Source organism: Pseudomonas sivasensis, assembly GCF_052938085.1.
Genome location: NZ_CP176442.1, coordinates 4704744 through 4730633, shown reverse-complemented (window position 1 = coordinate 4730633; position 25890 = coordinate 4704744). Strand labels below are relative to the sequence as shown.

24 protein-coding genes are annotated in these 25890 nt (G+C 59.5%); 7 read left to right on the top strand and 17 right to left on the bottom strand.

Annotated features, from left to right (window positions below; genetic code table 11):
- Nucleotides 1-3 precede the first annotated feature (3 nt).
- Nucleotides 4-912: a LysR family transcriptional regulator gene (locus ACKZ62_RS21820; RefSeq protein ID WP_095184028.1), complete on the top strand. Its 909-nt coding sequence runs from the start codon at nt 4-6 to the stop codon at nt 910-912.
- Here the strand turns inward: ACKZ62_RS21820 and ACKZ62_RS21815 are convergent.
- From ACKZ62_RS21815 to ACKZ62_RS21775, 9 genes are all read right to left on the bottom strand, one after another.
- The gene (locus ACKZ62_RS21815; RefSeq protein WP_032891582.1) at nt 909-1394 is read right to left on the bottom strand and encodes a DoxX family protein; all 486 of its coding nucleotides are present in this window, start codon (nt 1392-1394) and stop codon (nt 909-911) included. The two genes, ACKZ62_RS21820 and ACKZ62_RS21815, sit on opposite strands and share 4 nt — an antisense overlap.
- Entirely contained in the window at nt 1391-2167 is a 777-nt protein-coding gene (locus ACKZ62_RS21810; RefSeq protein ID WP_447095816.1) for an HvfC/BufC family peptide modification chaperone, read from the bottom strand. Before ACKZ62_RS21810 ends, ACKZ62_RS21815 begins: the two co-directional genes overlap by 4 nt.
- Nucleotides 2164-3039, bottom strand: a complete 876-nt coding sequence (bufB, locus tag ACKZ62_RS21805; protein WP_421560277.1) for an MNIO family bufferin maturase — start codon at nt 3037-3039, stop codon at nt 2164-2166. Before bufB ends, ACKZ62_RS21810 begins: the two co-directional genes overlap by 4 nt.
- A 26-nt stretch (nt 3040-3065) precedes the next feature.
- Nucleotides 3066-3362 (bottom strand): BufA1 family periplasmic bufferin-type metallophore, encoded by a 297-nt coding sequence (gene bufA1, locus ACKZ62_RS21800; protein ID WP_032891579.1) that lies wholly within the window; start codon nt 3360-3362, stop codon nt 3066-3068.
- Nucleotides 3363-3600: 238 nt separating this feature from the next.
- The gene (locus tag ACKZ62_RS21795) at nt 3601-4302 is read right to left on the bottom strand and encodes an ABC transporter ATP-binding protein (protein ID WP_010212366.1); all 702 of its coding nucleotides are present in this window, start codon (nt 4300-4302) and stop codon (nt 3601-3603) included.
- A 1-nt stretch (nt 4303) separates the two neighbouring features.
- Nucleotides 4304-5071 carry a high-affinity branched-chain amino acid ABC transporter ATP-binding protein LivG gene (gene livG / locus ACKZ62_RS21790; protein ID WP_012722652.1) on the bottom strand — a complete coding sequence of 256 codons (768 nt, stop codon included), beginning with the start codon at nt 5069-5071 and terminating at the stop codon, nt 4304-4306.
- Nucleotides 5068-6321, bottom strand: coding sequence for a high-affinity branched-chain amino acid ABC transporter permease LivM (locus tag ACKZ62_RS21785; protein WP_095184031.1), 1254 nt, complete (start codon nt 6319-6321; stop codon nt 5068-5070). Before ACKZ62_RS21785 ends, livG begins: the two co-directional genes overlap by 4 nt.
- A complete protein-coding gene (gene livH / locus ACKZ62_RS21780; protein ID WP_003172375.1) occupies nt 6318-7241 on the bottom strand; it encodes a high-affinity branched-chain amino acid ABC transporter permease LivH in 924 nt (307 codons plus the stop codon). Before livH ends, ACKZ62_RS21785 begins: the two co-directional genes overlap by 4 nt.
- Nucleotides 7242-7470: 229 nt before the next feature.
- Nucleotides 7471-8598, bottom strand: a complete 1128-nt coding sequence (locus tag ACKZ62_RS21775; RefSeq protein ID WP_032891577.1) for a branched-chain amino acid ABC transporter substrate-binding protein — start codon at nt 8596-8598, stop codon at nt 7471-7473.
- A gap of 340 nt (nt 8599-8938) precedes the next feature.
- On the opposite strand from ACKZ62_RS21775, the gene ACKZ62_RS21770 reads away from it, so the two are divergent.
- Both ACKZ62_RS21770 and ACKZ62_RS21765 read left to right on the top strand, forming a co-directional pair.
- Nucleotides 8939-9244, top strand: coding sequence for a DUF2288 domain-containing protein (locus tag ACKZ62_RS21770; RefSeq protein ID WP_032891575.1), 306 nt, complete (start codon nt 8939-8941; stop codon nt 9242-9244).
- A gap of 256 nt (nt 9245-9500) precedes the next feature.
- Entirely contained in the window at nt 9501-10592 is a 1092-nt protein-coding gene (locus ACKZ62_RS21765; protein WP_447095815.1) for a hypothetical protein, read from the top strand.
- A gap of 36 nt (nt 10593-10628) precedes the next feature.
- Here ACKZ62_RS21765 and ACKZ62_RS21760 read toward each other — a convergent pair whose 3' ends face one another.
- The 3 genes from ACKZ62_RS21760 to ACKZ62_RS21750 all read right to left on the bottom strand — a co-directional run bounded on the left by ACKZ62_RS21760 (nt 10629) and on the right by ACKZ62_RS21750 (nt 15777).
- Nucleotides 10629-12806, bottom strand: coding sequence for a hypothetical protein (locus ACKZ62_RS21760; RefSeq protein WP_032891571.1), 2178 nt, complete (start codon nt 12804-12806; stop codon nt 10629-10631).
- A 202-nt stretch (nt 12807-13008) separates the two neighbouring features.
- Nucleotides 13009-15273, bottom strand: coding sequence for a putative bifunctional diguanylate cyclase/phosphodiesterase (locus ACKZ62_RS21755; protein WP_179179431.1), 2265 nt, complete (start codon nt 15271-15273; stop codon nt 13009-13011).
- Nucleotides 15274-15411: 138 nt separating this feature from the next.
- Nucleotides 15412-15777 (bottom strand): YkgJ family cysteine cluster protein, encoded by a 366-nt coding sequence (locus tag ACKZ62_RS21750; RefSeq protein ID WP_032891567.1) that lies wholly within the window; start codon nt 15775-15777, stop codon nt 15412-15414.
- Between the two features lie 252 nt (nt 15778-16029).
- On the opposite strand from ACKZ62_RS21750, the gene ACKZ62_RS21745 reads away from it, so the two are divergent.
- Complete coding sequence (locus ACKZ62_RS21745; protein WP_032891565.1) at nt 16030-17376, top strand: spinster family MFS transporter; 1347 nt, start codon at nt 16030-16032, stop codon at nt 17374-17376.
- 183 nt (nt 17377-17559) lie between these two features.
- Here ACKZ62_RS21745 and rapA read toward each other — a convergent pair whose 3' ends face one another.
- Nucleotides 17560-20406, bottom strand: a complete 2847-nt coding sequence (rapA, locus tag ACKZ62_RS21740) for an RNA polymerase-associated protein RapA (RefSeq protein WP_032891564.1) — start codon at nt 20404-20406, stop codon at nt 17560-17562.
- Nucleotides 20407-20624: 218 nt separating this feature from the next.
- On the opposite strand from rapA, the gene ACKZ62_RS21735 reads away from it, so the two are divergent.
- A complete protein-coding gene (locus tag ACKZ62_RS21735; RefSeq protein ID WP_032891563.1) occupies nt 20625-20966 on the top strand; it encodes a hypothetical protein in 342 nt (113 codons plus the stop codon).
- Here ACKZ62_RS21735 and ACKZ62_RS21730 read toward each other — a convergent pair.
- From ACKZ62_RS21730 to ACKZ62_RS21720, 3 genes are all read right to left on the bottom strand, one after another.
- Entirely contained in the window at nt 20963-22144 is a 1182-nt protein-coding gene (locus tag ACKZ62_RS21730) for an aminotransferase class V-fold PLP-dependent enzyme (protein ID WP_447095814.1), read from the bottom strand. The genes ACKZ62_RS21735 and ACKZ62_RS21730 overlap by 4 nt on opposite strands.
- Entirely contained in the window at nt 22141-22611 is a 471-nt protein-coding gene (locus tag ACKZ62_RS21725; protein WP_099601298.1) for a RidA family protein, read from the bottom strand. Before ACKZ62_RS21725 ends, ACKZ62_RS21730 begins: the two co-directional genes overlap by 4 nt.
- 91 nt (nt 22612-22702) lie before the next feature.
- Nucleotides 22703-23575, bottom strand: a complete 873-nt coding sequence (locus ACKZ62_RS21720; RefSeq protein ID WP_447095813.1) for a LysR substrate-binding domain-containing protein — start codon at nt 23573-23575, stop codon at nt 22703-22705.
- Between the two features lie 133 nt (nt 23576-23708).
- Here ACKZ62_RS21720 and ACKZ62_RS21715 point away from each other — a divergent pair, with 133 nt between their 5' ends.
- Both ACKZ62_RS21715 and ccoM read left to right on the top strand, forming a co-directional pair.
- The gene (locus ACKZ62_RS21715; RefSeq protein ID WP_095184037.1) at nt 23709-23870 is read left to right on the top strand and encodes a hypothetical protein; all 162 of its coding nucleotides are present in this window, start codon (nt 23709-23711) and stop codon (nt 23868-23870) included.
- A 143-nt stretch (nt 23871-24013) separates the two neighbouring features.
- Nucleotides 24014-24130: a cytochrome c oxidase subunit CcoM gene (gene ccoM / locus ACKZ62_RS21710; protein ID WP_017530457.1), complete on the top strand. Its 117-nt coding sequence runs from the start codon at nt 24014-24016 to the stop codon at nt 24128-24130.
- A 178-nt stretch (nt 24131-24308) separates the two neighbouring features.
- Here the strand turns inward: ccoM and ACKZ62_RS21705 are convergent, their stop codons facing one another.
- Entirely contained in the window at nt 24309-25784 is a 1476-nt protein-coding gene (locus ACKZ62_RS21705; RefSeq protein WP_099601300.1) for an inorganic phosphate transporter, read from the bottom strand.
- Nucleotides 25785-25890: the final 106 nt, after the last annotated feature.

The window sequence follows — 25890 nt, the reverse complement described above, 5'->3', positions numbered from 1 at the left end:
TCCATGAGCGAGATGGATGACCTGGCGGCCTTTGCCGTACTGATCGAAGCCGGCAGTTTTACGGTGGCCGCCGAGCAACTGGGCTGCAGTAAGGGCCAGTTATCCAAGCGTATCTCCCAGCTGGAAGCGCAGTTTTGTGTGGTGTTGTTGCACCGCACCACCCGCAAGCTCAGCCTGACCGCTGCCGGCGCGGCGTTGTTGCCACAGGCCCAGGCATTGGTGGTGCAGGTGGAACGTGCGCGTCAGGCACTGGCGAGGCTCAAGGACGATCTGGCCGGGCCGGTGCGTATGACGGTTCCCGTTTCATTAGGCGAAACTTTCTTCGATGGCTTGTTGCTGGAATTTTCCAAGCAGTACCCTCAGGTGCAGATCGAGATTGAACTCAACAACAGCTATCGAGACCTCGCGCGTGATGGATTCGACTTGGGGGTGCGTTCGGGTGCGATTGAAAACGAGCGCCTGGTGGCCAAGCCTCTGCTGGCCTGGCATGAGATGACTTGCGCCAGCCCCGCCTATCTGGAGCAGCACGGCGAACCGCTGACCCCGGCGGATCTTGCGGCGCACACCTGCTTGCTCAACAGCCACTACAGCGGCCGCGAGGAGTGGCTGTATCACCAGCAGCACGAGTTGTTGCGGGTCAGGGTAAGCGGCACCTTTGCCTCCAACCATTACAACTTGCTGAAGAAGGCAGCGCTGGTAGGCGCTGGTATTGCCCGGTTGCCGTCCTACGTGCTGCCGACGGAACTGGCCGACGGTCGATTGCGCTGGTTGCTGCGTGACTATCAGACTCGAAGCCTGCCGATGTACCTGGTTCACCCTTATCAAGGTGGCCTGCCCAGGCGCACCCAGGTTCTGGCCGACTACTTGGTGGAGTGGTTCAAGCGCAGCGGCGAGGCGTTGGATCGTCTCTAACGGTAGCGGCGGGCGATCAAGTGGTCGATGGACAAGCAACCAGGGCCCTTGGCAACCAATAGCAACAGCAGCGCAAGCCAAGTGCCGTGGGTGGGGTAGGCGTCCGGGTACACGAACAATTGAATGACCAACGTCATGCCAATCAAGGCCAGGGCTGAGAAGCGCGTGGCGAACCCCACCAATATCAGCACCGGGAAAAAGTGCTCTGCAAACGCCGCCATGTGCGCGGCCACTTCCGGCGATATCAACGGCACGTGGTACTCACTGCGAAACAGCGGCAGTGTCGAGGCGGCGAGTGAGGGTTCACCGAGTTGGAACGTGCCGCTGACCAGATCGATGGCGAAGCCTTCTACTTTGGTTTGCCCGGATTTCCAGAACACTGCCGCGATGGAAAAGCGCGCAATAAACGCGATCAGGCTGTAGGGGATTTTCTCGAAAAGAACGATGGCCTGTTTGATCCGGCACGAAGGGCTAGTGTTCATGGCGATACCTTTTGTTCTGGGAGCAAGTGAGTGATGGCGTCGTGGTTGATCAGCAGTGACAGACACTGGTGCAGGTCGAACTCGGCGCAGGCTTTAAGCGCATCCGCCACGGCCATTTCCAATGCGGCGCCGTGGTTCAGGCTATTGATAAAAGCGACAGCGCCGCCGTCGACGGCGAAGACCTTGACGATCAACCCCTGGCGCAGCACCAATGCACTTTGGGCTTTGTAAGGATCAAGAGTGGCCAAGGCGCCCTCGGTCTGGTGCGCCGCCCATACCGCAACCACGGCGTAGGCTGAGTTCAAAGCGGCAAGGGATGGGTGCAGCCGTAGGCGCAATGCCCCCAGCTCCGTTTGGGCCTGCAGCTGTTGCAGGGCGTCTTGCTGACTCACCGCCGGCGTATCTGCCGCGTGATAGGCACGAACCCGCAAGCGTTCCAAGCGGGCCACGTCGGCCAGATAAGGCACACTGGAGGCCGGATCGAAACCCTGGATGAAGTCGGCGAATGTGCTGCCGTAGTCACTGATCAGTGGGCTGGTAGGCGGGTGCGCCTGGACGTAAACGCCGACCATGGCGCGGAAAAACTCATCGCCTACCAATTGCACTGTCACGGGATAGGCCGATGCCAGTGCATTGATCAATGAGCTGTGAACATTGTTGCGATATACCGCAAAGCGACTGGCCGGGTCGGCACCGTTACTGCTGAACAGGCCGTCCGGGCAGGGCAGGTCGGGTGCCAGCAAGGCGCTGGTGAAGGCGTCGTGACGGCTCATGGGCGGACCTGCGATAAATAGTGCTCGGCCTGTTGGGCTTCAGCGTGCAAAACGTTAAAGGCCGGCACGTGGTTGTCACGTTCAATGAGCGTGGCGACCGGGCCAGTTCGTGTGAGCACCTGTTCGTACAGTTGCCATACGGCGTTGTTGATGGGGGCACCATGGTCATCGATCAGCAGGCGATCACCCAGGTTGTCGGTGTCCTCGCCAAAGCCGGCCAGGTGAATCTCGCCCACCGCGTGCAACGGCAGGGCGTCGATGTAAGTGAGCGGGTCGCGCTGGTGGTTGATACACGACACGTAGGCATTGTTCACATCCAGCAGCAAGCCACAGCCAGTGCGGCGGATGGTCTCGCTGATGAAGTCGGTCTCGTCCAGGGTAGAGCGCTGGAACTGCAAATAGGTCGATGGATTCTCTAGCAGCATGGGCCGCTTGAGTGTGCTCTGCACTTGGTCGATGTGTTCGCATACCCGGTTCAGCGTGTCTGCGTCGTAGGCCAGGGGCAGTAAGTCATTGAGAAACACCGGGCCGTGGCTGGACCAGGCCAAGTGTTCGGAAAAGGAGTGGGGGTGGTAGCGTTCGATCAGCGTTGCCAGGCGCGCCAGGTGCTCACGGTTGAGCGGGCCTTCGCCGCCGATGGACAGGCCCACGCCGTGCAGCGACAGCGAGTACTGTTGGCGAATCAACCCTAGGTAGTGATGAAACGGGCCGCCGGCCACCATGTAGTTTTCGGCGTGTATTTCAAAAAAACCGACATCGGGAAGGGTCTGGAGCACTTCGGTGAAGTGCTCGCTCTTCAGCCCCAGCCCGGCCCGACAGGGGAGGCCGGGCGCCTGAGCGTTTGAGACCGTGTGCTGGCGTGAAAGCGTCATGATCCGTACTCAGGCTGTGCAGGGTTTCACGACTTGGCGGTGAAGGCAGCTTCCTGGCCGAAACCGGTCGGCGAGGTGGAGCTGGGGGTTTGGGTGCAGGTGCCGGCGGGGACCAGTTTCCAGGCGTTGGCCTGATCCTTGGTTTTCGAGCTGCCGGCACAGGAGGTGCCTGCGCCTGCGGCGCAATCGTTCTTACCGGCTTCAGCGACGCCGAAGCATTTTTGCATGTCGTCGGCGGCGTGGACGGTGCTGGTCAGAGCGGAGAGGCTCAAGGCAGAACTCAGGGCGAGGACGAGGGACGCGGCGGACAGTTTGGTCGTCATGGTGTTTCTCCAGCAGTGGCTGAGTGGGCAGGCTTGATTGCCTGCATGCACCACTAGAGAAGGGAGGATTGAGTTCGTTACAAAGGCAGTTGAAAAACTTTCAAACGGTGCAAAACAAATGTGGGAGGGAGCTTGCTCCCGATCGCGGACTATCAGTCACATGCTCTGTGCCTGATATGCCGCCATCGGGAGCAAGTTCCCTCCCACATTTAGATACGGTGTATTCAGCAACCGTCTCTTAGCCGCCCAAGTACGCCTCGCGCACCTTCGGATCCGTCAGCAACTGCTCGCCAGTGCCCTGCATCACCACACGACCGTTTTCCAGTACATAGGCGCGGTCGGCGATTTTCAGCGCCTGGTTGGCGTTCTGTTCCACCAGAAACACGGTCACACCGTCTTTGCGCAGCTGTTCGATGATGTCGAAAATCTGCTGGATGATGATCGGTGCCAGGCCCAGGGACGGTTCGTCCAGGAGCAACAGCTTGGGCTTGCTCATCAGCGCCCGGCCGATGGCGAGCATTTGCTGCTCGCCGCCGGACATGGTGCCGCCGCGCTGACTGAAGCGCTCCTTGAGCCGGGGGAACAGGTGCAGCACCTTGTCCATTTGCTCCTGGTAGTCGCCCTTGTCGGTGAAGAACCCGCCCATGGCCAGGTTTTCTTCGACGGTCAGTCGCGAGAACACGCGGCGGCCTTCCGGCACCACCGCAATGCTCTTGCGCATGATCTGCGAAGACTGCTGGCCCACCAGTTCTTCACCCATGTAGCGGATGCTCCCGCTGTGGGCCTGTGGCGAACCGCACAAGGTCATCAACAAGGTGGACTTGCCGGCGCCGTTGGCGCCGATCAGGGTCACGATTTCACCCTGGCGTACTTCCACATTGACGCTGTGCAGGGCCTGGATCTTGCCGTAGAAAGTGGAAACGTTTTCGAATTGCAGCATTTTACGCTTCCCCCAAATAGGCTTTGATCACTTCAGGATTGTCGCGGATCTGCTCCGGCGTCCCGTCGGCCAGGGGCGTGCCCTGGTTGATCACCACGATGTGGTCGGAAATGCTCATGACCAGTTTCATGTCGTGTTCGATCAACAGCACCGTGGCGTTGTTTTCTTCACGCAGCACACCGATCAGCGCCTTGAGATCTTCAGTTTCCTTTGGGTTCAGGCCGGCGGCTGGTTCGTCGAGCATGAGGATCCGCGGGCGGGTCATCATGCAGCGGGCGATTTCCAGGCGACGTTGCTGACCGTAGGCCAGGGTGCCGGCGGGACGGTTGGCAAACTCGGTGAGGTTGACCTTGTCCAGCCAGTACTCCGCGTATTCCATGGCCTCGCGCTCGCTTTTGCGAAACGCCGGGGTCTTGAACAGGCCTGCAAAGAAGTTGGTGTTCAGGTGACGGTGTTGGGCGATCAACAGGTTTTCGACCGCCGTCATGTCTTTGAACAACCGCACGTTCTGGAAGGTACGCACCACGCCCTTGCGGGCGATCTCGTGACCGGCCAAACCCTGGATCGGCTGGCCGTCCAGCAGGATGCTGCCACCGCTTGGCTTGTAGAAGCCGGTGAGGCAGTTGAACACCGTGGTCTTGCCGGCGCCGTTGGGGCCTATCAATGCAACCACCTGTTTCTCTTTCACGGTCAGGGCCACGCCGTTGACCGCCAGCAAACCGCCAAAGCGCATGCTCAGATTTTCGACTTTCAGGATCTCGCGGCTCATTTGCGCAGCTCCATGTGTGGACGTTGCATGGGCAGCAGACCTTGAGGACGCCAGATCATCATCAGCACCATCATGGCGCCGAACATCAACATGCGGTATTCGCTGAACTCACGCATCATTTCTGGCAGCAGGATCATCACGATCGCGGCCAGGATCACGCCCAGTTGCGAGCCCATGCCGCCCAATACCACGATGGCAAGGATGATCGCCGACTCGATAAAGGTGAACGACTCCGGTGTCACCAGGCCTTGGCGCGCGGCGAAGAAGCTGCCGGCAAAACCGGCGAACGCAGCACCCAGGGTGAAGGCGGAGAGCTTGATGATGGTCGGGTTCAGACCCAGGGCGCGGCAGGCGATTTCATCTTCGCGCAACGCTTCCCAAGCACGGCCGATTGGCATGCGCAGCAGGCGGTTGATCACGAACAATGCCGCCAGCGCCAGCAACAGCGCCACCAGGTACAGGAACACCACTTTGCTTACCGGGTTGTAGGCAATCCCGAAGTACTCGTGGAAGGTCTGCATGCCTTCGGCAGCGGTGCGGTCGAACGACAGCCCGAAGAACGTTGGCTTGGGGATGCTGCTAATGCCGTTGGGGCCGCCGGTGATGTCCGTGAGGTTACGCAGGAACAGACGAATGATCTCGCCGAAACCCAGGGTCACGATGGCGAGGTAGTCACCGCGCAGTCGCAGTACCGGGAAGCCCAGCAGAAAGCCGAACGTGGCCGCCGCCATGCCGGCCAGCGGCAGGCAGATCCAGAAGCTCCAGCCCAGATAGTGCGAGAGCAGCGCGTAGGTGTAGGCACCCACGGCGTAGAAACCCACATAACCCAGGTCGAGCAGGCCGGCGAGGCCCACCACGATGTTCAGGCCCAGGCCCAGCAACACGTAGATCAGGATCAGGGTGGCGATGTCTACGGCACCGCGCGAGCCAAAGAACGGCCAGATCAGCGCGGCCACGATCAGGCCGATGATGATGTAGCGCTGGGTGCGCGGCAGGGTCAGGAATTGGCTGACCTTAGGCGATACCAACGGACCACGGTTGCTCTTGAACAGAGCGCCGACCTGCTGGGTGAACAGCACACGCAGGAACATCAGCACCGAACACAGGGCGATGATGGTCAGGGTCACGGGACCGGTGCCATGCACTTCCAGGTTGATGCCGACAATGCTCAGCTTGAGGCCGAGTACCGGGAAGGCCACGGCCCACACCAGCAAGGCGCTGAAAAACGCCGATTTAAGATATCTGCTCATACTTTCTCAACCTCCGGACGGCCCAGGATGCCGGTCGGACGGAACAACAGCACCAGAACCAACAGGCCGAACGCCACGACGTCCTTGTACTGGTCGCCGAAGATATCGGCACCAAACGCCTCGGCCACACCCAGCACCAGCCCGCCGAGCATCGCGCCCGGGATACTGCCGATGCCGCCCAATACCGCTGCGGTAAAAGCCTTGAGGCCTACCAGGAAACCGGCGTTGGGGTTGATTACGCCGTACTGCATGCTCAGCAGTACCGCCGCGACGGCTGCCAGCGCAGCACCGATCACGAAGGTCAGGGCGATGATGTTGTTGGTGTTGATGCCCAACAGGTTGGCCATCTTGATGTCTTCGGCACAGGCCCGGCAGGCGCGCCCCAGACGGGAGCGGGAGATGAACAGGGTCAGGCCCAGCATGGCCACCAGCGTGACGACGAAGACCAGGATTTGCATGTAGGAAATCAGCACTTCTTCCGCACCACCTGGGCCAAAGGAGAAGCTCCCCGGAATCAGGTTCGGGATGGATTTATCCTTGGAGTCCTGAGACAGCAATACGGTGTTCTGTAGGAAAATCGACATGCCGATGGCGGAAATCAGCGGGATCAAACGGTTGCTGCCACGCAAGGGACGGTAGGCAACGCGCTCGATACTGTAGCCATAGGCACTGGTTACGACGATCGACGCAAGGAACGCGGCGGTCATCAACAGCGGCAGGGAGTGGATACCCATCATGGCCAGCCCGGCAAGGGCGATGAAGGCCACGTAGGAACCAATCATGTACACCTCGCCATGGGCGAAGTTGATCATTCCAATGATGCCGTAAACCATTGTGTAGCCAATGGCTATCAAGGCATAGGTGCTGCCAATGGTCAGGCCATTAACCAGCTGTTGGAAAAAATGATAGATCTCAGGCATTACAGCGCTCCTAAAAACCCGATACGCATTTCACTGGTGGAGTCATGTTCCGGCCCTGTGCTGTGTTCTGTGAGCACATTTGCACAAAGCGTTTGCCAGCGAACCGCTGGTGACGGTTTTAAGATTTTCAGGTGAGCCAGCGCCCGGATCGCGGGTGACAGGCCCATAAACCTCGTAAAACAAAGCCCACTGCTCTCACAGTGGGCTTGTTGGACCAGTAACGCCTGGCTTACTGAGGGGAAACTTCGGTTTTTGGTTTGCCGAAGTGCCATTCGTAGACCACGAACTTGAAGTCCTTCAGGTCGCCCTTGGCGTCGAAGCTCAGCTCGCCGGTAGGGGTCTTGAAGGTGCCCGCGTGGATGGCGGCAGCCACTTTGGCGGTGTCTTCGCTCTTGGCAGCGGTAATACCGCCGGCGATGACTTCAATGGCCGAGTAGGCCGGGAACACGAACGGACCGGTTGGGTCCTGCTTGTTCTTGGTGAACTCTTCAACGATGGCTTTGTTGGCCGGGTCGGTGTCGAAGGATTTCGGCAGGGTCACCAGCAGGCCTTCGGAAGCGCCTTGGGCGATTTGCGAGATGGAGTCGTTGCCGACGCCTTCAGGGCCCATGAACTTGGCGTTCAGGCCTTTTTCCTTGGCTTGGCGCAGGATCAGGCCCAGCTCAGGGTGGTAGCCGCCGTAGTAAACGAAGTCGACGTTGGCTTGTTTGAGTTTCTGGATGATCGAGGAGAAGTCTTTGTCACCAGCGTTCAGGCCTTCGAAGACGGCAACTTTGGTGCCTTTTTCTTCCAGGGTCTTTTTGACGGCGGTGGCGATGCCCTCGCCGTATTGCTGTTTGTCGTGCAGGACGGCAACGATTTTAGGCTTCACGTGGTCGGCGATGTAGTTGCCGGCCGCTGGGCCTTGGGCGCTGTCGAGGCCGATGGTACGGAAGATCAGCTTGTAACCACGGGCGGTGATTTCCGGGCTGGTGGCCGCCGGGGTAATCATGATCACGCCTTCGTCTTCATAGATGTCGGACGCTGGCTGAGTGGAGCTGGAGCAGAGGTGACCGACCACGAACTTAACGCCGTCGTTAACCACTTTGTTGGCGACAGCCACGGCTTGTTTAGGGTCGCAAGCGTCGTCGTATTCCTTGGCTTCAAGCATTTTGCCGTCGACGCCGCCTTTGGCGTTGATGTCGGCGATAGCTTGCTTGGCACCCATGAATTGCATGTCGCCGTATTGCGTTACAGGACCAGTCTTTGGACCGGCGATGCCGATCTTGATGGTGTCAGCTGCGAACGAATGGCCGGCAACCCCAGCCAGGACCATAGCGGCAAACAGTTTGGAAATCTGCTTAGTAGCCTTATTCATAGTGCTCCACTCTTACTGTTGTATTTTTTATAGTTCTAGCGGCCTTGTGAGCTGCAGAACCGGATCAGATATCTCGGATATCCCCCGGCAGTGCCCTGGCAACTGTACCGGTACAGTGTAGAGCGCCGGTTCATCGCTTGAAAAGCTGGCTGCTGGGGGCAAAACCTTGGCGTGTCGCTTAAATGAAAGAAAAAGACAGAATTGCGGCGGGGTGATGCCAGAGTTTCGGGCAATCCTTGGCTTTCCTGACACTTTCTATCGATGACTCATTTGCAACTGGGTTTTTCTACCTCGGTCGCGACGTTATGATTGCGCCGATTTTTTCCCAAGGTGAATTCCCATGACGCAAGAACCTAGCACCCTCTATGCCAAGCTGCTCGGTGAAACCGCCGAAATTTCCTGGAAGGAGCTTGAACCGTTCTTTGCCAAGGGTGCCCTATTGTGGGTCGACACCGGCTTGGATTTGATCGAAGCCGCCGAGGGAATGGCCGAGGACAACCGTGACAAAGTCGCTGCCTGGCTGGCCTCGGGTAGCCTGGGCGAAGTGTCTGCGACGCGGGCATTGGACCTGGTGGAGCGTGACCCGAGTTTGTGGGCGGTGGTGGTTTCGCCGTGGATATTGATCCAGGAAAGGGCGGTGCAATAGAGGTGAGCACTAAAACGGTGCGTGTTTTTCCGTGGCAAAAGTGTGTAGCCGAGTAACCGCAGATACGGTGATGGCATCTTGCCGTGGAGAAAGGTCACAGCTCAGGGTGACGTGCGCGTCATGGGAACAGTTATCTTGCGAGCGAATAGGCGGGAGAATTGTTTCTCAGTGTGAATAAAGCGTAGCGGCCGTCAGATCATGACATGGGAAAGGGTGAATTCCGGTAAAGTTCGCCGCTTGTCACCCGGAGCTCGTCATGCCGTCAGCGCTGCCCCCTTTAGCCAAGTCCTCGCACCAGCTGCTTTACCTTATTTACGGTAATCAGGACGTTTATCGGCGCGAAGCCAAGTTCAGTATCCTCACTGCCTTGTCCCAGCTCAAAGCGGGCGAGTCGTTGTGCATCCGTGTCATGACCGATCGCCCCCAGAATTACTTCGGCTGGCCGGTTGAGACCATCACCTTGGACGAGCAGACCCTGACCCAATGGCAGGGTGAAAACGGCTATGCCCACCGCCGCAAGGCGTGCGCGATTGCCCACGGGCTTGCGCTTGCGGACAAGACCCTGTTCGTTGACACCGACACCCTGTTTCTCAAATCCCCCCATCGCGTGCTTGAGCTGATCGAGCCGGGCCAGTACGTGATGGATGGCTTCGAATACGACTGGAGCTACGTGTGCAAGCGTCCTGACTACCTCAAGTTGGGCGAGCACCTACAGGCCCATGGCATCTCTGCCGATAACAGCTTCAAGCTCTACAACAGTGGCCTGTGCGGTGTCCGCGCCAGTGATGCGCCGCTGCTCGAAGCGTCCATCTGCCTGATCGACGAGTGGACCCAGCACTCGTTCGATATCCACACCATCGAGCAAATCGCGATTTCCTTTGCGATGCGCGAACAGAAGGTGCGCGAGGCGTGCAAGTTCGTGCATCACTACTATGCCGACAAGCGCTTCTTCCATGCCATGCAGGCGCACTTCTTCGCCCAGCACGGTGAGGTATTCGGCCCTGAGCTGGTAGCGCGTTGCCTTGATGTGCCGCGGGTCAAGCCGGTGCCCTCGCCCTGGCAGCGACTGCGCATCAAATGGAAGCTGCGCAATCAGTGCAAGCGTGTCAAAAAGGTCGGCCGCGATCTGCTCTACGGCAGTTCGGCGCCCGAGCATCCGTACTACGACGTGTGCCGACATGGCTGGTGGGAATCGGCTTCCCGGGAGATTCGCGGCTGGGATGAGGCGGAGCAGCAGCGGTTTTTCGGCGCGAAAGACGCCGGCTGGCCGAAGCATATTCCCCGGCCTACCAAGCGCGCTGACGAACAAACCATCCTCGCGTTCCTGCGCCAGCGCATGACGCAATGACGTTGCGACGGCGCCACGCGGCGCCGTCGCACAGTATCAGGCCGTCTTGCCGGTATGGTTATTCAACGAAATAACCTTGGTCTTGCCGATACGGTGACGATAGATCTCACGCAGGTACTTGATCGCTTTCTTCACGCAGTCCCGTGACAGGCGAATGTCATTGATCGATACGAACTTGTCTTTGTCGTTGATCAGCTCCCGGTACTTCTTCTCATACATCGGTTTGATCGCGTACCAGTTGGTGTCGAGGATCTTGGCCGGGTTTTCAAACTCGTTGAGCAGCTCGTCGATACGGTCTTCGTCGAAGTCCTCGTGGATGATGAAATCCAGGATCGAGTTGTCCAGCGTGTCATCGAAGCGGTACGGATTGCGCGCGAAGCAACGCTTGATAAACGCCACGATCAGCGTCAGGAAGTCATCCGACAGGCAGGGGCTCTTGGCAATCAGGGTGGTCAGCGACAGGTTGGCCGACGCGCCGATGACCAAGGCGTAGCGCTTGAGCGTGGTATTGGGGAACAGGCTGTTGAGGTGAGTCTTGAGCCTGTTCAGGTCCATGTAGGACAGTTTGTAGTCCTTGGGCAGCGAGACGATGGACACCACCGACGAGCAGTTCTTGAAGAAGTGCAGGTCGTGCAGCGCCGCTGCGTCATAGCCGGAATTCTTGTACTGCTCCAGGGACGCTTTGTAGCGCTTGGACTCGATTGGCAACAGGCTGATGCCTTCGATGGCCTGGGTGACCTTATTGAAGTGCGGCAGGTCGATGGAGCGGAAGAACAGATCGTCGATATTCAGGCGCTGGGGCTCCTTCTCGAAGACTTTGAACTTGTCATTTGAAGGAACCGGTGTTTCCGGAACCACGGACTCAGCGTAGGCAATCGCCACCGGGCCGGCCAGGCTCATGAATAGGTCATTGGCGTCCAGGCGAATGGTTTCGCCGATGTCGATACCGGCGCGACGGAAGTAGTTCTGGTCGTAGTCGGTGGTCACGGCCTGGGCGGTGAGGATGTTGAAGATCTGCTGGGAGATGTACTGGTTGGCGTGTTTTTCCATGGCATTGACGTCAATGTTCTGGATGTTGCCGTCATCGCTTTCTTCGGCATAGCGCATGATGTCGTTGGAGATCAGCATCATCGCGTTCCATGGGCGGATACGCCCCTTCACGCTGGCTTCGCTGCTGTCTTCGTTGTCAAAGTTGTACGAGAAGTCCCACTCTTCCGAAAGGTATTTGCACAGCAGCCGGCCGGCGTTGATGTGCAGCGCCTCGGACATTTCACTGCGGTGATCGGAAATGTTCGGCAGCACACAAATACCGCTGGTGAAGATCGGCTCGAAGACGAAAGCATGGCCGCTTTTGCTGTCGTGCTCGTCGGCGGGCTTGGTGTCGAAGGTCTTGTTCATGTACGAGTGCTGCTGGGCCAGGCCGAATTCCGAGGCCATGCCTGAGCCGGTACCGCCACCGGCGCTGAAGATCGAGAAGTACAGGCGCGACTGATTGGCCTTGATGCCGCAGGAATCGATCAGGTACGAATGGATCATCTTCCAGTCGGGGCTGGAAAAGCGCTGGGTGTCTTTGTTGAGGATGATCTTCGCCAGGTATTGGCCGAGGATCGGCGCGTTACCGGCGCCACCGGCATGGACTTCGGAGAGGTCCATGATTTTCATCTTGCTGTAGTCGCGCAGGAAGCCGCTTTTTTCGCCCTTGCGTGAGAAGCGAATACGCCCGGCGATGTCCTTGTCCAGGTCGCCGAGCATCACCAACGGCTCCACCAGGAACACCGGCTTGCTGGCCTTGCCGCCGCCCAGGCGCAGGTTATTGCGGATCCACTGGGCCGGACTGTAACCCTTGTCCAACGACTTATCTTCGTTGCTGAACTCGTTCAGGTAGAACTTGCGCGCGTTGTACACCAACTCCGCCACGTCCAGCGCAATGTTCGAACCGCAGCGGCCCAGGCCGATCAGGCATACCGACGGAAACTCTTGCTCGCTGCGCTGCTCGCCGTCCACTTCCAGATGAGGCGGGCGTGGAAACACCATGTCGCGCAGGCCATCGAGGTTATCGAGGATACGGTCGGTATTGGTTTCGGTGAAGTACAGGTATTGCTGGGTGGACAGCGGGCGGGCAGTGGTCAATGACGTTGAACCTGAGGGCTTCTGCGCAGGCGCTGCGAGCAACACGTCGGATACCACGGTGGCAGAGTTATTTTTAGAAGTCATTGTGCGCCATGTGCCTGGGCGGATGGCTGGAAAGAATCAAAGGGCCATCACGGAATGGGAGTTCGCGACTTTGCAGTGCGTCCTTGTCCGGGACGATCGGGCTGACCCCGTGTTCTCAGGGAAAACCTGGCCGGACTCTGATGAATCGGCCGTTCGTCGGGAATCTTTAGATGAATGATGGCGAAATGCCAAGGAATCGGCGTCAGCGAATTGGCCTCACGATAGAGGTGGGCCCAGGTCGGCCCGGGGCAGGTTCTCTCGGCGCGATGGTGTCTTTGGTGGCTGCCATGCTCAACGAATAAAGCGGGTTGCGTATGTCGATGCCCTGCATAACGCTGATGATGTCACTGGCGGCCACTGCTGGGCTCAGCAGGTAACCCTGGACGTAATCACAGCCGTGTTGGAGCAGCAGTTCGAACTGGGCATGGGTTTCCACGCCTTCGGTTACCACCTGCAGGTGCAGGGTATGGGCCATGCCGATAATCGCCTGGACGATCTCGATATCGGCGGTCGATTTGGGAATGTCCTGGATGAACGAACGATCAATCTTCAACGTGTTGAGCGGTAGGCGCTTGAGGTAAGCGAGGGAGGAGTAGCCGGTGCCGAAATCGTCGATGGCCAGCGACACGCCCAGCGAACGTATTTGCCGCAACAGCGCCAGGGTGCTGCTGATGTTGCCCATCAGCGCATTTTCAGTCACTTCCAGCTCCAGGCGATTAGCGCCGATCCCGCTGAAGCGCAGGGCGTCTTCTATCTCATCTGCCAGCTCATCGCGGGCCAGGTTCAGGGCCGAGCAGTTCACCGCCATGGTCAGGTCGGTATAGCCTCGGTCGGTTAGCAGGCTCAAGTCATGGCAGGCCTGGCGCAGTACCCAGTGGTCGAGGTCGGCGATCAGTCCGTTGCTTTCGGCAATGCCGATAAATCGGTCCGGGGCCAGCAGCCCATGTTGCGGATGCTGCCAGCGCACGAGGGCCTCCAGGCGCGTGACCTTGCCCAATTTCATGTCAAAGATCGGTTGGTAGAACAGCACCAGTTGGTTCTGGGCGCGCAAGGCGCTGCGCAGTTCTTCTTCCAATTGCAGTTCGAGGAAGGCCCGGGTCTTCAGGTTGGAACTGAAGAAGTTCAGGCTGTTACGCCCCGTATCCTTGGACTGGTAAAGCGCCAGGTCGGCGGTCTTGAGCAGCTCTTCGCAGGTCAGGCCATCGTCGGGAAACAGGCTGATGCCGATGCTGGTGGTCATTACCATGCGGCGGCCGGCCAGTTCGATGGGCTCTTTCATTTTCTGCATGATGCGCTGGGCTAGGTGCCGCGCTTCGTCGCGGTGGTGGACGCTGATCAGGATGCAGAACTCATCGCCGCCAAACCGGGCGACCACGTCTGCATGGCTGCGCACCGAGCCTTTGATATGGCTGGCGAGTACGGTGAGCAATTGATCGCCGGCGTCATGACCGAGGCTGTCGTTGATGCGCTTGAAGTGGTCGATGTCCAGGAAAATCACGGCCATCATGCCGTTTGAAGCGGTTTTTTCGGCGATTTTCTCCGCAAAGATCTGATTGAAACCCCGGCGATTGAGCAGGCTGGTCAGGGCATCGTAATGGGCTACCTGTTGTAGAGAGGCGCGCGCCTGGTCCAGTTCGCTAAGCAGTGCGTTGACCCGACGCAGGTCGCGTTCCTTGTGCTGCAGTTTCTTGTCCGCCAGAGCAGCGCTGATGCTGCTGCCGATTACCAGCAGGGTGATCACGGCGACCGACAGTCCCAATTGGATCGGGTTGTTGTCCAGCGGCAATGAAAGGTCGGCACCCGTGGGCACGATCAATTGCGTCGCGGCCATGCCGGTAAAGTGCATGCTGAGAATGCCCGCGCCCAGCACCAGGCTAGCGGCGTATTTGAGCAGTTGATGAAATACCCCGGTGCCGGTGCGCAGGTAACTCGACAGCAATAACGCGGCCAGGCTGGCGCCCATGGCGATGCCCACAGAGGCGAGGAACAGCCCCGACTCGAAATACATCTGAGCCTGGGAGCGCATGGCTGACATGCCGACGTAGTGCATCAACGCGATGCCAAACCCCATCCAGACCGACGCCAGCACGTATTGGTGGAACCGCAGGTTGGCATGACTGAGGGTTTTCATGGCGAACAACGAGGCGATCAGGGCGATCAGCAGCGAGGCGAACGTTGTAATCAGTTCGTAGTGAATCGCAATGGGGGCCTGGAAGGCCAGCATGCTGATGAAGTGGGTAGACCAGATGCCACCCGCCAGGCAGCCGGCACCCAGCCAGCGCCAGTGGCGGCGTGCGGTGGGATCTTCGACATGGCCAACGCGTTCAGCCATGTCCAGGGTGCCGAACCCCGCCGCACAGGCCACCAGATAGGCCAGCAACACCAGGAAAGGGTTATGACTGCAATTGAGTAATAAGTGCCCGTTCGCTGGAAGATCGGTAAAGAAGTGCAGACCCAGCCATTCCATAGCATGTCCCGTCATAGCGTCACGTCACAGCCTGCGGCAATGACCTATGGGGTCGAGTATAGAAGCCTCGAAGGATTTGCCAGGGATAATGGCACTTTGCTCTGAATGATTTTGGCATGCCACCCATAGCGATTAATGCTAAGCGCTGATGGGCAGTTCCAATTCGAACGGCGCTTGCAACGGCGGCAAGCCAAATGCGGCGCGGGCTGCATCGCAGTCGACGTTCTGTTCGCCCTGACTCCACGACGCATCGAACTCTCGGCAGGGGCTTGAACGCTGCTCATATATTGAGCAACTGGTGCCTTTGCCGACTTCACCTTCAAGGCTGCAGCAGCGTGCGGGCTTTTGATCAGTCCCGATCATCGCCACGCGGGTCGGGTTGATCTGCACCACCAGGTCATCCGGCACCGTGCCCCCCGATGAGGCACACTCACCCCAGAAGAAAGACACACGGAAGTGTGAACAGCAGGCACCGCAACTCAGACACGGACTGGCTTCGGACATGGGCGTCATCGATAAGAAAAGTAAGAAGGGGGTGCTGCGGGAAGGCTCGCCATTCTATCCGCGCCATGGCCGTTGGGAAGAGGGTGGCGCACTTATATTTTTGTAGGTGAAGTCCCGCAGCACCGGGTGAAATCATGCCCTATCAGCTTTACGAATCATTACAGACAACCAGAGCTCGCCTGACTATGTTGCAGGTACCGGGCAGGATGCATCGGGCATCGCAGCTCTCATAACAATAAAAGAGACGGACCCATGCAGAACTCGACCCAAGCGGCGAATGCCTGGCGCATTCTGTTCCTGCTGTTTCTGGCCAACCTGTTCAACTTCTTCGACCGCACGATTCCGGCGATCATCATCGAGCCAATCCGCATGGAATGGCACCTGAGCGACTTCCAGCTCGGCATCATCGGCACCGCTTTCACTATCGTCTACGCCATTGCCGGCCTGCCGCTGGGGCGCATGGCCGATACCGGCTCGCGCAGCAAACTCATGGGCTGGGGCCTGTTCGCGTGGAGCGGCCTGACGGCGGTCAACGGCTTGGTCGGCAGTTTCTGGACATTCTTGCTGGTGCGCATGGGTATCGGTATCGGTGAAGCCAGTTATGCGCCTGCCGCCAACTCGCTGATCGGCGATCTGTTCCCGGCGCACCGCCGTGCTCGAGCCATGGGGATTTTCATGCTGGGCCTGCCGCTTGGCCTATTGCTGGCATTCTTTACCATTGGCTGGATGGTCAAGGCCTTCGACAGCTGGCGCGCGCCGTTCTTTATCGCCGCCGTGCCGGGGATGATCCTTGCGGTGTTCATGTTCTATATCAAGGAGCCCAAGCGCGGCGCCGCCGAAACCGTACAAGTCTCCCAGGAACGCGTCGACCGCCCGATTCGCCGCGTACTGGCTGTGCCGACTTTCCTGTGGCTGGTGCTGGCTGGCCTGTGCTTCAACTTTGCCACCTACGCGTGCAACTCGTTCCTGGTGCCGATGCTGCAGCGCTATTTCCTTATGCCACTGCAGGACGCGGCGGTCGCCACTGGCGTCATTGTCGGGTTGACCGGCCTGGTGGGCTTGACCTTGGGGGGCTGGATTGCGGACAAGATCCATCAACGTGTTGCCAATGGCCGGCTGCTGTTTGCGGCGTTCAGCCTGATCATCTCCACTGTGACCACCGCCTGGGCATTGCACGCCGGGCGCATCGAGATCGGCGTGTTTGTGGCCCTGTTCAGTGTGGGCTGGTTGTTTGCGTATAACTTCTACACCTGCGTGTACACCGCGATCCAGGACGTGGTCGAGCCGCGCCTGCGGGCCACGGCGATGGCGTTGTTCTTTGCCGGGTTGTACTTGCTCGGCGGCGGGATGGGGCCGATTGTGGTGGGCGGGCTGTCCGACCACTTTGCCCATTCGGCGATGTATGCCGATGGGGCTGCGCAGATGACCGAGGCTTATAAAGCCGTGGGCTTGCACGACGCCATGTACCTGATTCCGGTGGCGCTGTTTTTGACGATGTTGTTTCTGTTCCAGGCGTCACGCAGTTTTGTGCGTGATGCCAAGCGTATGAAGGAAGGCTTGATGGCGGTTGAGGTGCCGGCTGCGGCAGCGACTGCTTGAAACCGCGGTGATTCCACCGGGGGAAAGCTTCCTCCCACAGTTGACCGAGTTGTCATGTCGACCACTGATCAATGTGGGAGGGGGCTTGCCCCCGATGAAGCCCGCAAAGCCAACGCTGTTCTCCAGCGAATAAAAAAGGCCCGCATTGCGCGGGCCTTCTTGTTCAGCAGGGCAGGGCGGTAATCAACCCGCCACCAACACCCGAATCGCTTCCAGTCGCAGCGCCGCTTTGTCGAGCATGGCCAGGCCTTGTTCGCGTTGATTGCGCAGGGCAACCAACTCACTGTCACGCACGGTCGGGTTGACCGCTTGCAACGCGGTCAGGCGTGCCAGTTCTTCGTCGGTGTCTGCCGCCAGGCGACGCTTGGCCTCGGCCACACGTTCGGCGTGTCGCGGAGTGATCTTCTCTTCACCGGCGTTGATGCGCGGGGTGAGTTGATCGCGCTGGGCTTGCACGAACTTGTTGGCGCTGGCCCGTGGCACGCTTTCCAGCTGGTCGTTCAGGGTTTCGAACGAGACGCGGCCGGACAGGTCGTTGCCGTTGGTATCCAGCAAGCAGCGCAGTGCCGCCGGCGGCAGGTAGCGACCCAGTTGCAGTGCGCGTGGTGCGACGACTTCGCTGACGTAGAGCAGCTCCAGCAGCACGGTGCCCGGCTTGAGCGCCTTGTTCTTGATCAGCGCCACGGCGGTATTGCCCATGGAACCGGACAGCACCAGGTCCATGCCGCCCTGCACCATCGGGTGTTCCCAGGTGATGAACTGCATGTCTTCGCGCGACAGTGCCTGGTTACGGTCGTAGGTGATGGTTACACCTTCGTCGTCGCCCAGGGGGAAGCTGGCGTCGAGCATTTTTTCGCTGGGCTTGAGGATCAGTGCGTTTTCCGAATGGTCTTCGCTGTCGATGCCGAATGCGTCGAACAGGGTTTCCATATAGATCGGCAGGGCGAACTGGTCGTCTTGTTCAAGAATGTCTTCAACCAGCGCATCGCCTTCGCCAGCGCCGCCGGAGTTGAGCTCCAGCAGACGGTCACGACCGGTATGCAGCTCTTGCTCCAGGCGCTCGCGCTCGGCACGGGCTTCGTCGATCAGGGCTTGCCACTCGCCGTCGTCGGCGTTTTCCAGTAGCGGCAGTAGGCGCGGGCCGAACTGATGCTGCAAGGCGTTGCCGGTCGGGCAGGTGTTGAGGAACGCGTTCAGCGCTTCGTGGTACCACTGGAACAGGCGCTCTTGCGGGCTGGTTTCCAGGTACGGCACGTGCAGTTCGATTACATGCTTCTGGCCGATCCGGTCCAGACGACCGATCCGCTGTTCCAGCAGGTCGGGGTGGGACGGCAGGTCGAACAGCACCAAGTGGTGGGAGAACTGGAAGTTGCGGCCTTCACTGCCGATTTCCGAGCAGATCAGCACCTGTGCGCCAAACTCTTCATCGGCAAAGTAGGCGGCGGCGCGGTCACGTTCGAGGATGTTCATGCCCTCGTGGAACACCGTGGCCGGGATGCCGGAGCGCACGCGCAGGGCGTCTTCCAGGTCCATGGCGGTTTCGGCGTGGGCGCAGATCACCAGCACTTTGGTGCGCTTGAGCATTTTGAGCTGGTCGATCAGCCACTCGACGCGCGGGTCGAAGCGCCACCAGCGGTTTTCTTCATCGATGTCCGGTTGCGACTGGAAGCTGACTTCCGGGTACAGCTCGGCGTGTTCGCCCAGCGGCAACTCCAGGTATTCGTCCGGGTTCGGCATTGGGTAGGCGTGCAGCTTGCGCTCCGGGAAACCCTGCACGGCGGCACGGGTGTTACGGAACAGCACGCGGCCGGTGCCGTGGCGGTCGAGCAGCTCACGCACCAAGCGCGCGCTGGCTTCGGCGTCGCCATCGTTGACGGCGGTGAGCAGCGCTTCGCCTTCGTTGCCGAGGAAGCCTTGGATGGTCTTGTGTGCGGTCGGTGACAAGCGGCCCTTATCGAGCAGCTCCTGCACGGCTTCGGCCACCGGGCGATAGTTCTCGCTCTCGGCGCGGAAGGCGTGCAGGTCGTGGAATCGGTTCGGGTCCAACAGGCGCAGGCGAGCGAAGTGGCTGTCCTGGCCCAGTTGCTCCGGGGTAGCGGTGAGCAGCAGTACGCCGGGGATCACTTCGGCGAGTTGCTCCACCAGCGTGTATTCCGGGCTGGCTTTTTCTTCATGCCAGACCAGGTGGTGGGCTTCGTCGACTACCAGCAAGTCCCAGCCGGCGGCGAACAGCGCGTCCTGGGCCTTCTCGTCGTCCACCAGCCATTCCAGTGCAACCAGGGCCAACTGGGTGTCTTCGAACGGGTTCGCGGCATCGCTTTCGATGAAGCGTTCTTCGTCGAACAGCGCAACTTGCAGGTTGAAGCGGCGGCGCATTTCCACCAGCCACTGGTGCTGCAGGTTTTCCGGGACCAGGATCAGCACACGGTTGGCGCGGCCCGACAGCAATTGGCGATGGATCACCAGGCCGGCTTCGATGGTCTTGCCCAGGCCTACTTCGTCCGCCAGCAATACCCGCGGCGCGATACGGTCAGCGACTTCACGGGCGATATGCAGTTGGTGAGCAATGGGTTGCGCACGCACGCCACCCAGGCCCCACAGCGAGGACTGCAATTGGCGGCTGGTGTGTTCCAGGGTGTGGTAGCGCAGCGAGAACCACGCCAACGGGTCGATTTGGCCGGCGAACAGACGGTCGCTGGCCAGTCGGAACTGGATGAAGTTGGAGAGTTGGGTTTCCGGCAGGGTGACCTGCTCGTTCTGCCCATTGAGGCCGTGGTAAACCAACAGACCGTCGACGTCGTCGACTTCCTGAACGGTCATTTTCCAGCCTTCGAAATGGGTGATGGAGTCACCCGGCGAGAACCTCACGCGGGTGAGGGGCGCATTCCGTAGCGCATACTGGCGAGTGTCGCCAGTGGCCGGATAGAGCACGGTCAACAAGCGGCCGTCCTGTGCCAGAACGGTGCCTAACCCCAGCTCTGCTTCGCTGTCACTAATCCAGCGTTGCCCCGGTTGATACTGCTGCGCCATGCTGCCTGACTCCCGCCGTGAAAAAGCCGACTATCTTAACGGAACAAGGCCCTCAGCCAAAGGACTCTGACGAAAACTACTCCGTTTGAGTGCAGGGGCGAGCGCTGAATCGACGGGTGGCGGGCACTTGCGAGTGTCGACTGGGTCACAGGTTGGCGAGTCCGTGCTCAAGTCGTCGCCCGGTCCGCCGACAGCCTGCTGACAGGAGAACAACTATCATGCTGCCACCCATGCTGCCCGTCAGCGTTGTACCGGTTACGTCGCAACTCGACCCGGTCCGCCAGAAACCGGATATTCCGCCCGTGGTCCCTGTGCAAGCGGGCTCCAACGAAAGCACGATCGACCTGAAAAAGGGCGATGCCGAGCAGTCGACCTTTTTGCTGCGCGAGGAACAACGCCGCCAGCAGGAACAACAGAAGCGTCGGCGCGAAGCCGATGAAAACCCGGATCAGCACCTGGCGATCCCGGGCGACCTGCTCAATGCCGACAACACCGTACCGGTCGTGCCGTTGATCGAAGACGCGCCGCGCCAGGGCTTGTGGGTTGACGTCGAAGTTTAAGCGCTCAGTTGCCGCAGGGCTGCCATCAGCGACTTGATGTCGTGATCGTTGTTCAGGGGGCTGACGGAGATTCTTGCAACGCTTGCCAGGCCACGCGCCTGCATATCCAGCGGGGTGTAGCCCATGCCGTTGGCGCCGATATTTATGCGCTTCAATCCCAATTGCCGTTTGAGTTCGAAGGCGTCCCAGCCGGCGAGGTTGAAAGCGATCAGCCCTGATTGAAGCGTGCCCAGTTCATGCAGGGAAATCCCCGGAATCTCACGTAGAGCTTCACGAATTTGCGCGCTGGTCCGTGCGACGCGTTCCCATACGCGCTCAATCCCCAGGTGATTCATCTCGCGCAGCGCATTTCCCAAACCCGCTAACAGCGCGAAGGACACTTCGCTGGTTTCAAAGCGCCTGGCGTCGTCGCGCAGGTCGAAACCGCTTGTGGCCAAGGGGGCAGAAAGCACGTCACGCTGGGCCGGGTCCAGGTGCTGGAGAAAGTCCGGCCGTACATACAGCAGCGCCGTGCCTCGCGGCCCGCGCAGGTGTTTGCGACCGGCCGACTTGAGTACGTCACACTGCAACGCTTGTACATCCACCGGCACTTGGCCGACGGCTTGGCCTGCGTCGACAAAGTAGGGGATGCCATGACGCTTGGCCACTGCGCCGATGGCCTGGGCGGGGTTGATCAGGCCGCCGTTGGCCGGGAGCCAGGTGAGGTCGATCAGCTTTACATGGGCATCGATCATTGACTCCAGCGCCACGGGGCAAACCGCGCCAGTTGCATCGCAGGGAATGACTTCCACCCGTGCACCCGCCTGCACGGCCAGCTGCATGCTCGCCAGATTGCCGCCCCATTCGTGGCGCCCCACCAGAATGCGATCACCGGGTTGCCACGCGCCCAAGGCTTGGAACGCCATGTTCCAGGCAGTTGAGCCGCTGCTGGCAAACGCTATGGACGCGGTGGGCGCATTGAGCAGTTGCGCGGCGGCGTGGCGGGCTTTTTCCATCAGCATGGCGCCATGCTCACCGGCCTCCATTGGACCGTCGCGGGCTTCGCGCTGTAGTTGGTCGATGATGGCGTCCAGTGTCGCCTGGCTTGGCAGGGACGCGCCGGCATGGTTGAAGTGCACGAGGCCCGATTGGCAGCCGGGAGTGGCCTCCCTTAATCGTTGAATATCCAGCGGGCTCACGGCTGCAACTCGAAAATTGCGTCAACCTCCACCGCCACGCCGGCCGGCAGGCTGGCAACACCCACCGCTGTTCGCACATGCCGGCCCTGTTCGCCGAGTGCATTCACCAGCAGGTTCGACGCACCGTTCGCCACCGCGCCCTGGTGCTGGAAGTCAGCGCTGCTGGCGATAAACACCCCCAGGCGCAGGGTGCGTACCAAGCGCGACAGGTCATCGCCCAAGGCATCGCTCAATTGCGCGAGCAAGCTCAGTGCAGCCAGTTCTGCCGCCTGGGTGCCGTCTTCCTCGCTGAGGGATTCCCCCAGTCTGCCGAGGTAAGCAGGCTTGCCGTCGAGCAGGGGGATCTGCCCGGAAATAAACAGCTGGTTCTGGCTGATGACATGGTTGATGTAGTTCGCAATCGGCTGGCTGGGGGCTGGCAGCGTCAAGCCAAGGGCGTGCACGCGTTGGCGGATGGAGTTGCTCATGCTGAATCCTCTGATTTCAAGAGGTTTGAGCATGTTGGTCCGGGGGAGGCTGCGACAAACGGATAGATCTCACGCGACGTATCGAAATAACTCACGCGTCAGCGCAGACCTCCTTTAACCATTGGCTGAAACACTCGGCCGCTTCACCGGTGGAACCTTGGGGGGCGATCAGCCAATAGCCGATGTCACTGTGGTAGGGCGGCCGGTCGAAGGCTTCCACCAGGCTGCCGTCCTGAAGCCGGCGTTGGATCAGGCGGTGACGGCCCATGGCAATGCCCTGGCCGGCGACGGCGGCTTCGACCACGATGTTGTAGTCATGCAGCATGACGCGCGGGTGGTCTTCGAGGTCGATTTGATAATGCTGGGACCAATCCGTCCATTCGAACGGCCGGTGCGAGGTTGCCATCAGCAAGGGGCCGTTGTGCAGTTGACTGGCCTTGAATGCCGGGCTGCACACCGGTGAAATCACTTCAGCCATCAGCCGCGTGGCCCGCACGTCCGGCCAATCGCCTTTGCCGTAACGGATGGCCAGGTCGACCTCGGCGGCGGCGACGTTGGCCAGTTGAATCGCTGGCAACAACTCCACCTGGATGTGCGGATAGCGGTTGAGAAACCCCGCCAGGCGCGGGGCCAGCCACAAGGTGGCGAAAGACGCCAGCAGGCCGATGCGCAACACAGTGGCGCTGGGTAGCTGCCGTTGGGCGCGGGTGGCGGCAGCGATGGCGTCAAGGGCGGGGCGGATTTCATCGTAGTAACGCTGCCCGTCGGCGGTCAGATCGATCGCGCGGGTGCGTCGGATAAACAGCGGTTTACCCAGATGCTGTTCGAGCTTTTGCACCTGATGGCTTAGGGCGCTTTGGGTAACCGATAACTCACTCGCCGCCTTGATAAAACTCAAGTGGCGGGCCACGGCTTCAAAGGCTCGTAGTGCCAGCAACGGTGGAAGATCCTTGTGCAGAGCCACCTGAGTGCGCCTCCTGGGTCGTGCGGAAAGTGCCGATTTTGGGCGACGGCCTGCCATTTGTCGCGCGCTGATTTGCCGTCGGGCGCAGCAGCCCGCATTATTGGACCCTACTCGCCACGACGTAAGACAAGCCATGAGTGATGACGACAAGCTGATCGACCTGAATGCCGAACGCGCCAAGCGCGTACATGACCTCAATGACAAACGCCTGAATGAAGTGCGCCAGGCGTTTGAACACGCGATGCCTTTAGGCAAAGGCAAGAAAAAATCAAAGAACAAACCGAAAAAGCGTTAACACGGCCTGCATCTGTTGATGCAGGTCAGTTAGTCCCCTTCTTTACGCCCCGTTGCGGGCGACATTGATCCCCGTCAATTTTTCAATCCGCCTTCTCCAGTAACTTAGCCCTATCGCAACAGGGCAAGTGCAGGAGGCCGGTCATGTTTATCGATAATGTGGTATTCGCCGGAGTGCTGACTGTAAGCCTCATGGTGTTGTTTTTTGTAGGGTTTGGATTCTTCATCTGGAAAGACGCAAACAAGCGTAAAAAACCTTAGGTCTTTCCGGGTTACATGAGCACGCAAGGCATTTTGGGCGACTTCGGTCGCCTTTTTTTTTGAGTTGTTTTTGTGTGTATATCCGTCGCTGCAGCAACGGATAGGTCCCCCGCCAAAAAAACCAAAAAAAAGGCGCAACCCCCATCAGGATCACGCCTTCTTTTCCAACCCAAATCTATCAGCTACCCAACGCCTTGGAAGCCAACCAGAACAACCCGGCCGACAGTCCAACAGTCGCAGGCAACGTCAACACCCAAGCCATCAGGATGGTCTTGACCGTTCCACCTTGCAGGCCGCTTTTGTTCGCGACCATGGTGCCGGCCACGCCCGAAGACAGCACGTGGGTCGTGGACACCGGCAGGGCGAAGATATTGGCAAAACCAATCATGGTAGCGGTGGTGATCTGTGCCGACATGCCCTGGGCATACGTCATGCCCTGTTTGCCGATCTTCTCACCGATGGTCAGTACCACACGCTTCCAACCCACCATGGTGCCCAGGCCCAAGGCCAGTGCGACGGCGAGGATCACCCAGAACGGCGCGTACTCGGTGGTGGCGGTCAGGTCTTTGCGCAGTTTGTCGAGGTCGGACTTCTCACGCGCATCCAGGCCCGGCAGCTTGCCGACTTTCTTCGCAGTGTCGTCCAGGCAGAGCAGGTAGCGACGCACTTCGATACGCTGATCCGAAGTCAGCGAATGGTAGTCGGAGACACCTTTCAACGTACTGACGAGCGCATTGATAGTAGGTTCGGTCTGCTGCGGGTTGCACTGGAACTTGCCCGGCAGATCGTCTTTCACGCTTTTGCCCAGGGCCAGGAATTCGCCCAGGGTGGCGTTATTGCGCTGGTAGAACTGGCTCAAATGCACGGTGGCGTCGCGAGTGCGTTCGATCTGATAGGTGGTACTGCCCAGATCGAGTACGAACTGCGCCGGCACGATACCGATCAGCACCAGCATGATCAGGCCGATGCCTTTCTGGCCATCGTTGGAGCCGTGCACGAAACTCACGGCCATGGCGGAGATCACCAGGACCAGGCGGTTCCAGAACGGCGGGTGCTTCTTGTCGTCGAGCTTGCGGCGCTGGTCCGGAGTCTTGTGCATCTTCGACAGCGGACGCCACCATTTCAGACCGATCAGCACCAGGGCTGCGACCAGGAAACCAGCCATTGGCGAGAACACCAGGGATGCGCCGATATCAACAGCTTTCTGCCAGTTCACACCGTCAGCCAGAGGGATATCGTTGATCAGGGCATTGGCCAGGCCAACACCGAGGATCGAACCGATCAAGGTGTGGGAGCTGGAAGCAGGGATACCGAAGTACCAGGTGCCCAGGTTCCAGGTGATCGCCGCGGCTAACAACGAGAAGACCATCGCCAAACCATGGCCGGTGTTCACATTGATCAGCAACTCCACCGGCAGCAGATGCACGATGGCGTAGGCGACACCGACACCACCGAGCAACACGCCGAGGAAGTTGAACACCCCGGAGAAGAACACGGCCAGATGCGGCGGCATGGCTTTGGTATAGATGACTGTGGCCACCGCGTTAGCGGTGTCATGAAAGCCATTGATGAACTCGAAGGCGAGGACAAAGGCGAGGGCGAGCAACAGGCTCACTAGAACCCAAGCATCCAGTCCGCTGAATAAATCGATCATGAAGGTTTTCTGACCCGGTCGTAAGGGGGCGCGATTATGCCAGAAAACCTCAGTAATCGATGCATTAGCTGCTCATCGGTAACAATCTTCATTGAAACGCCTGGGG

Excerpts from the sequence above, each read along its gene's own strand:
- ACKZ62_RS21705 (WP_099601300.1), bottom strand. The coding sequence starts at position 25,784 with ATGATCGATTTATTCAGCGGACTGGATGCTTGGGTTCTAGTGAGCCTG.
- ACKZ62_RS21770 (WP_032891575.1), top strand. The coding sequence starts at position 8,939 with ATGACGCAAGAACCTAGCACCCTCTATGCCAAGCTGCTCGGTGAAACC.
- ACKZ62_RS21715 (WP_095184037.1), top strand. The coding sequence starts at position 23,709 with ATGAGTGATGACGACAAGCTGATCGACCTGAATGCCGAACGCGCCAAG.
- ACKZ62_RS21785 (WP_095184031.1), bottom strand. The coding sequence starts at position 6,321 with ATGAGCAGATATCTTAAATCGGCGTTTTTCAGCGCCTTGCTGGTGTGG.
- ACKZ62_RS21745 (WP_032891565.1), top strand. The coding sequence starts at position 16,030 with ATGCAGAACTCGACCCAAGCGGCGAATGCCTGGCGCATTCTGTTCCTG.
- livH (WP_003172375.1), bottom strand. The coding sequence starts at position 7,241 with ATGCCTGAGATCTATCATTTTTTCCAACAGCTGGTTAATGGCCTGACC.
- rapA (WP_032891564.1), bottom strand. The coding sequence starts at position 20,406 with ATGGCGCAGCAGTATCAACCGGGGCAACGCTGGATTAGTGACAGCGAA.
- ACKZ62_RS21735 (WP_032891563.1), top strand. The coding sequence starts at position 20,625 with ATGCTGCCACCCATGCTGCCCGTCAGCGTTGTACCGGTTACGTCGCAA.
- ACKZ62_RS21815 (WP_032891582.1), bottom strand. The coding sequence starts at position 1,394 with ATGAACACTAGCCCTTCGTGCCGGATCAAACAGGCCATCGTTCTTTTC.
- ccoM (WP_017530457.1), top strand. The coding sequence starts at position 24,014 with ATGTTTATCGATAATGTGGTATTCGCCGGAGTGCTGACTGTAAGCCTC.
- bufB (WP_421560277.1), bottom strand. The coding sequence starts at position 3,039 with ATGACGCTTTCACGCCAGCACACGGTCTCAAACGCTCAGGCGCCCGGC.
- ACKZ62_RS21725 (WP_099601298.1), bottom strand. The coding sequence starts at position 22,611 with ATGAGCAACTCCATCCGCCAACGCGTGCACGCCCTTGGCTTGACGCTG.
- ACKZ62_RS21820 (WP_095184028.1), top strand. The coding sequence starts at position 4 with ATGAGCGAGATGGATGACCTGGCGGCCTTTGCCGTACTGATCGAAGCC.
- ACKZ62_RS21755 (WP_179179431.1), bottom strand. The coding sequence starts at position 15,273 with ATGGAATGGCTGGGTCTGCACTTCTTTACCGATCTTCCAGCGAACGGG.
- ACKZ62_RS21760 (WP_032891571.1), bottom strand. The coding sequence starts at position 12,806 with ATGACTTCTAAAAATAACTCTGCCACCGTGGTATCCGACGTGTTGCTC.
- ACKZ62_RS21765 (WP_447095815.1), top strand. The coding sequence starts at position 9,501 with ATGCCGTCAGCGCTGCCCCCTTTAGCCAAGTCCTCGCACCAGCTGCTT.
- bufA1 (WP_032891579.1), bottom strand. The coding sequence starts at position 3,362 with ATGACGACCAAACTGTCCGCCGCGTCCCTCGTCCTCGCCCTGAGTTCT.
- ACKZ62_RS21750 (WP_032891567.1), bottom strand. The coding sequence starts at position 15,777 with ATGTCCGAAGCCAGTCCGTGTCTGAGTTGCGGTGCCTGCTGTTCACAC.
- ACKZ62_RS21775 (WP_032891577.1), bottom strand. The coding sequence starts at position 8,598 with ATGAATAAGGCTACTAAGCAGATTTCCAAACTGTTTGCCGCTATGGTC.
- livG (WP_012722652.1), bottom strand. The coding sequence starts at position 5,071 with ATGAGCCGCGAGATCCTGAAAGTCGAAAATCTGAGCATGCGCTTTGGC.
- ACKZ62_RS21795 (WP_010212366.1), bottom strand. The coding sequence starts at position 4,302 with ATGCTGCAATTCGAAAACGTTTCCACTTTCTACGGCAAGATCCAGGCC.
- ACKZ62_RS21810 (WP_447095816.1), bottom strand. The coding sequence starts at position 2,167 with ATGAGCCGTCACGACGCCTTCACCAGCGCCTTGCTGGCACCCGACCTG.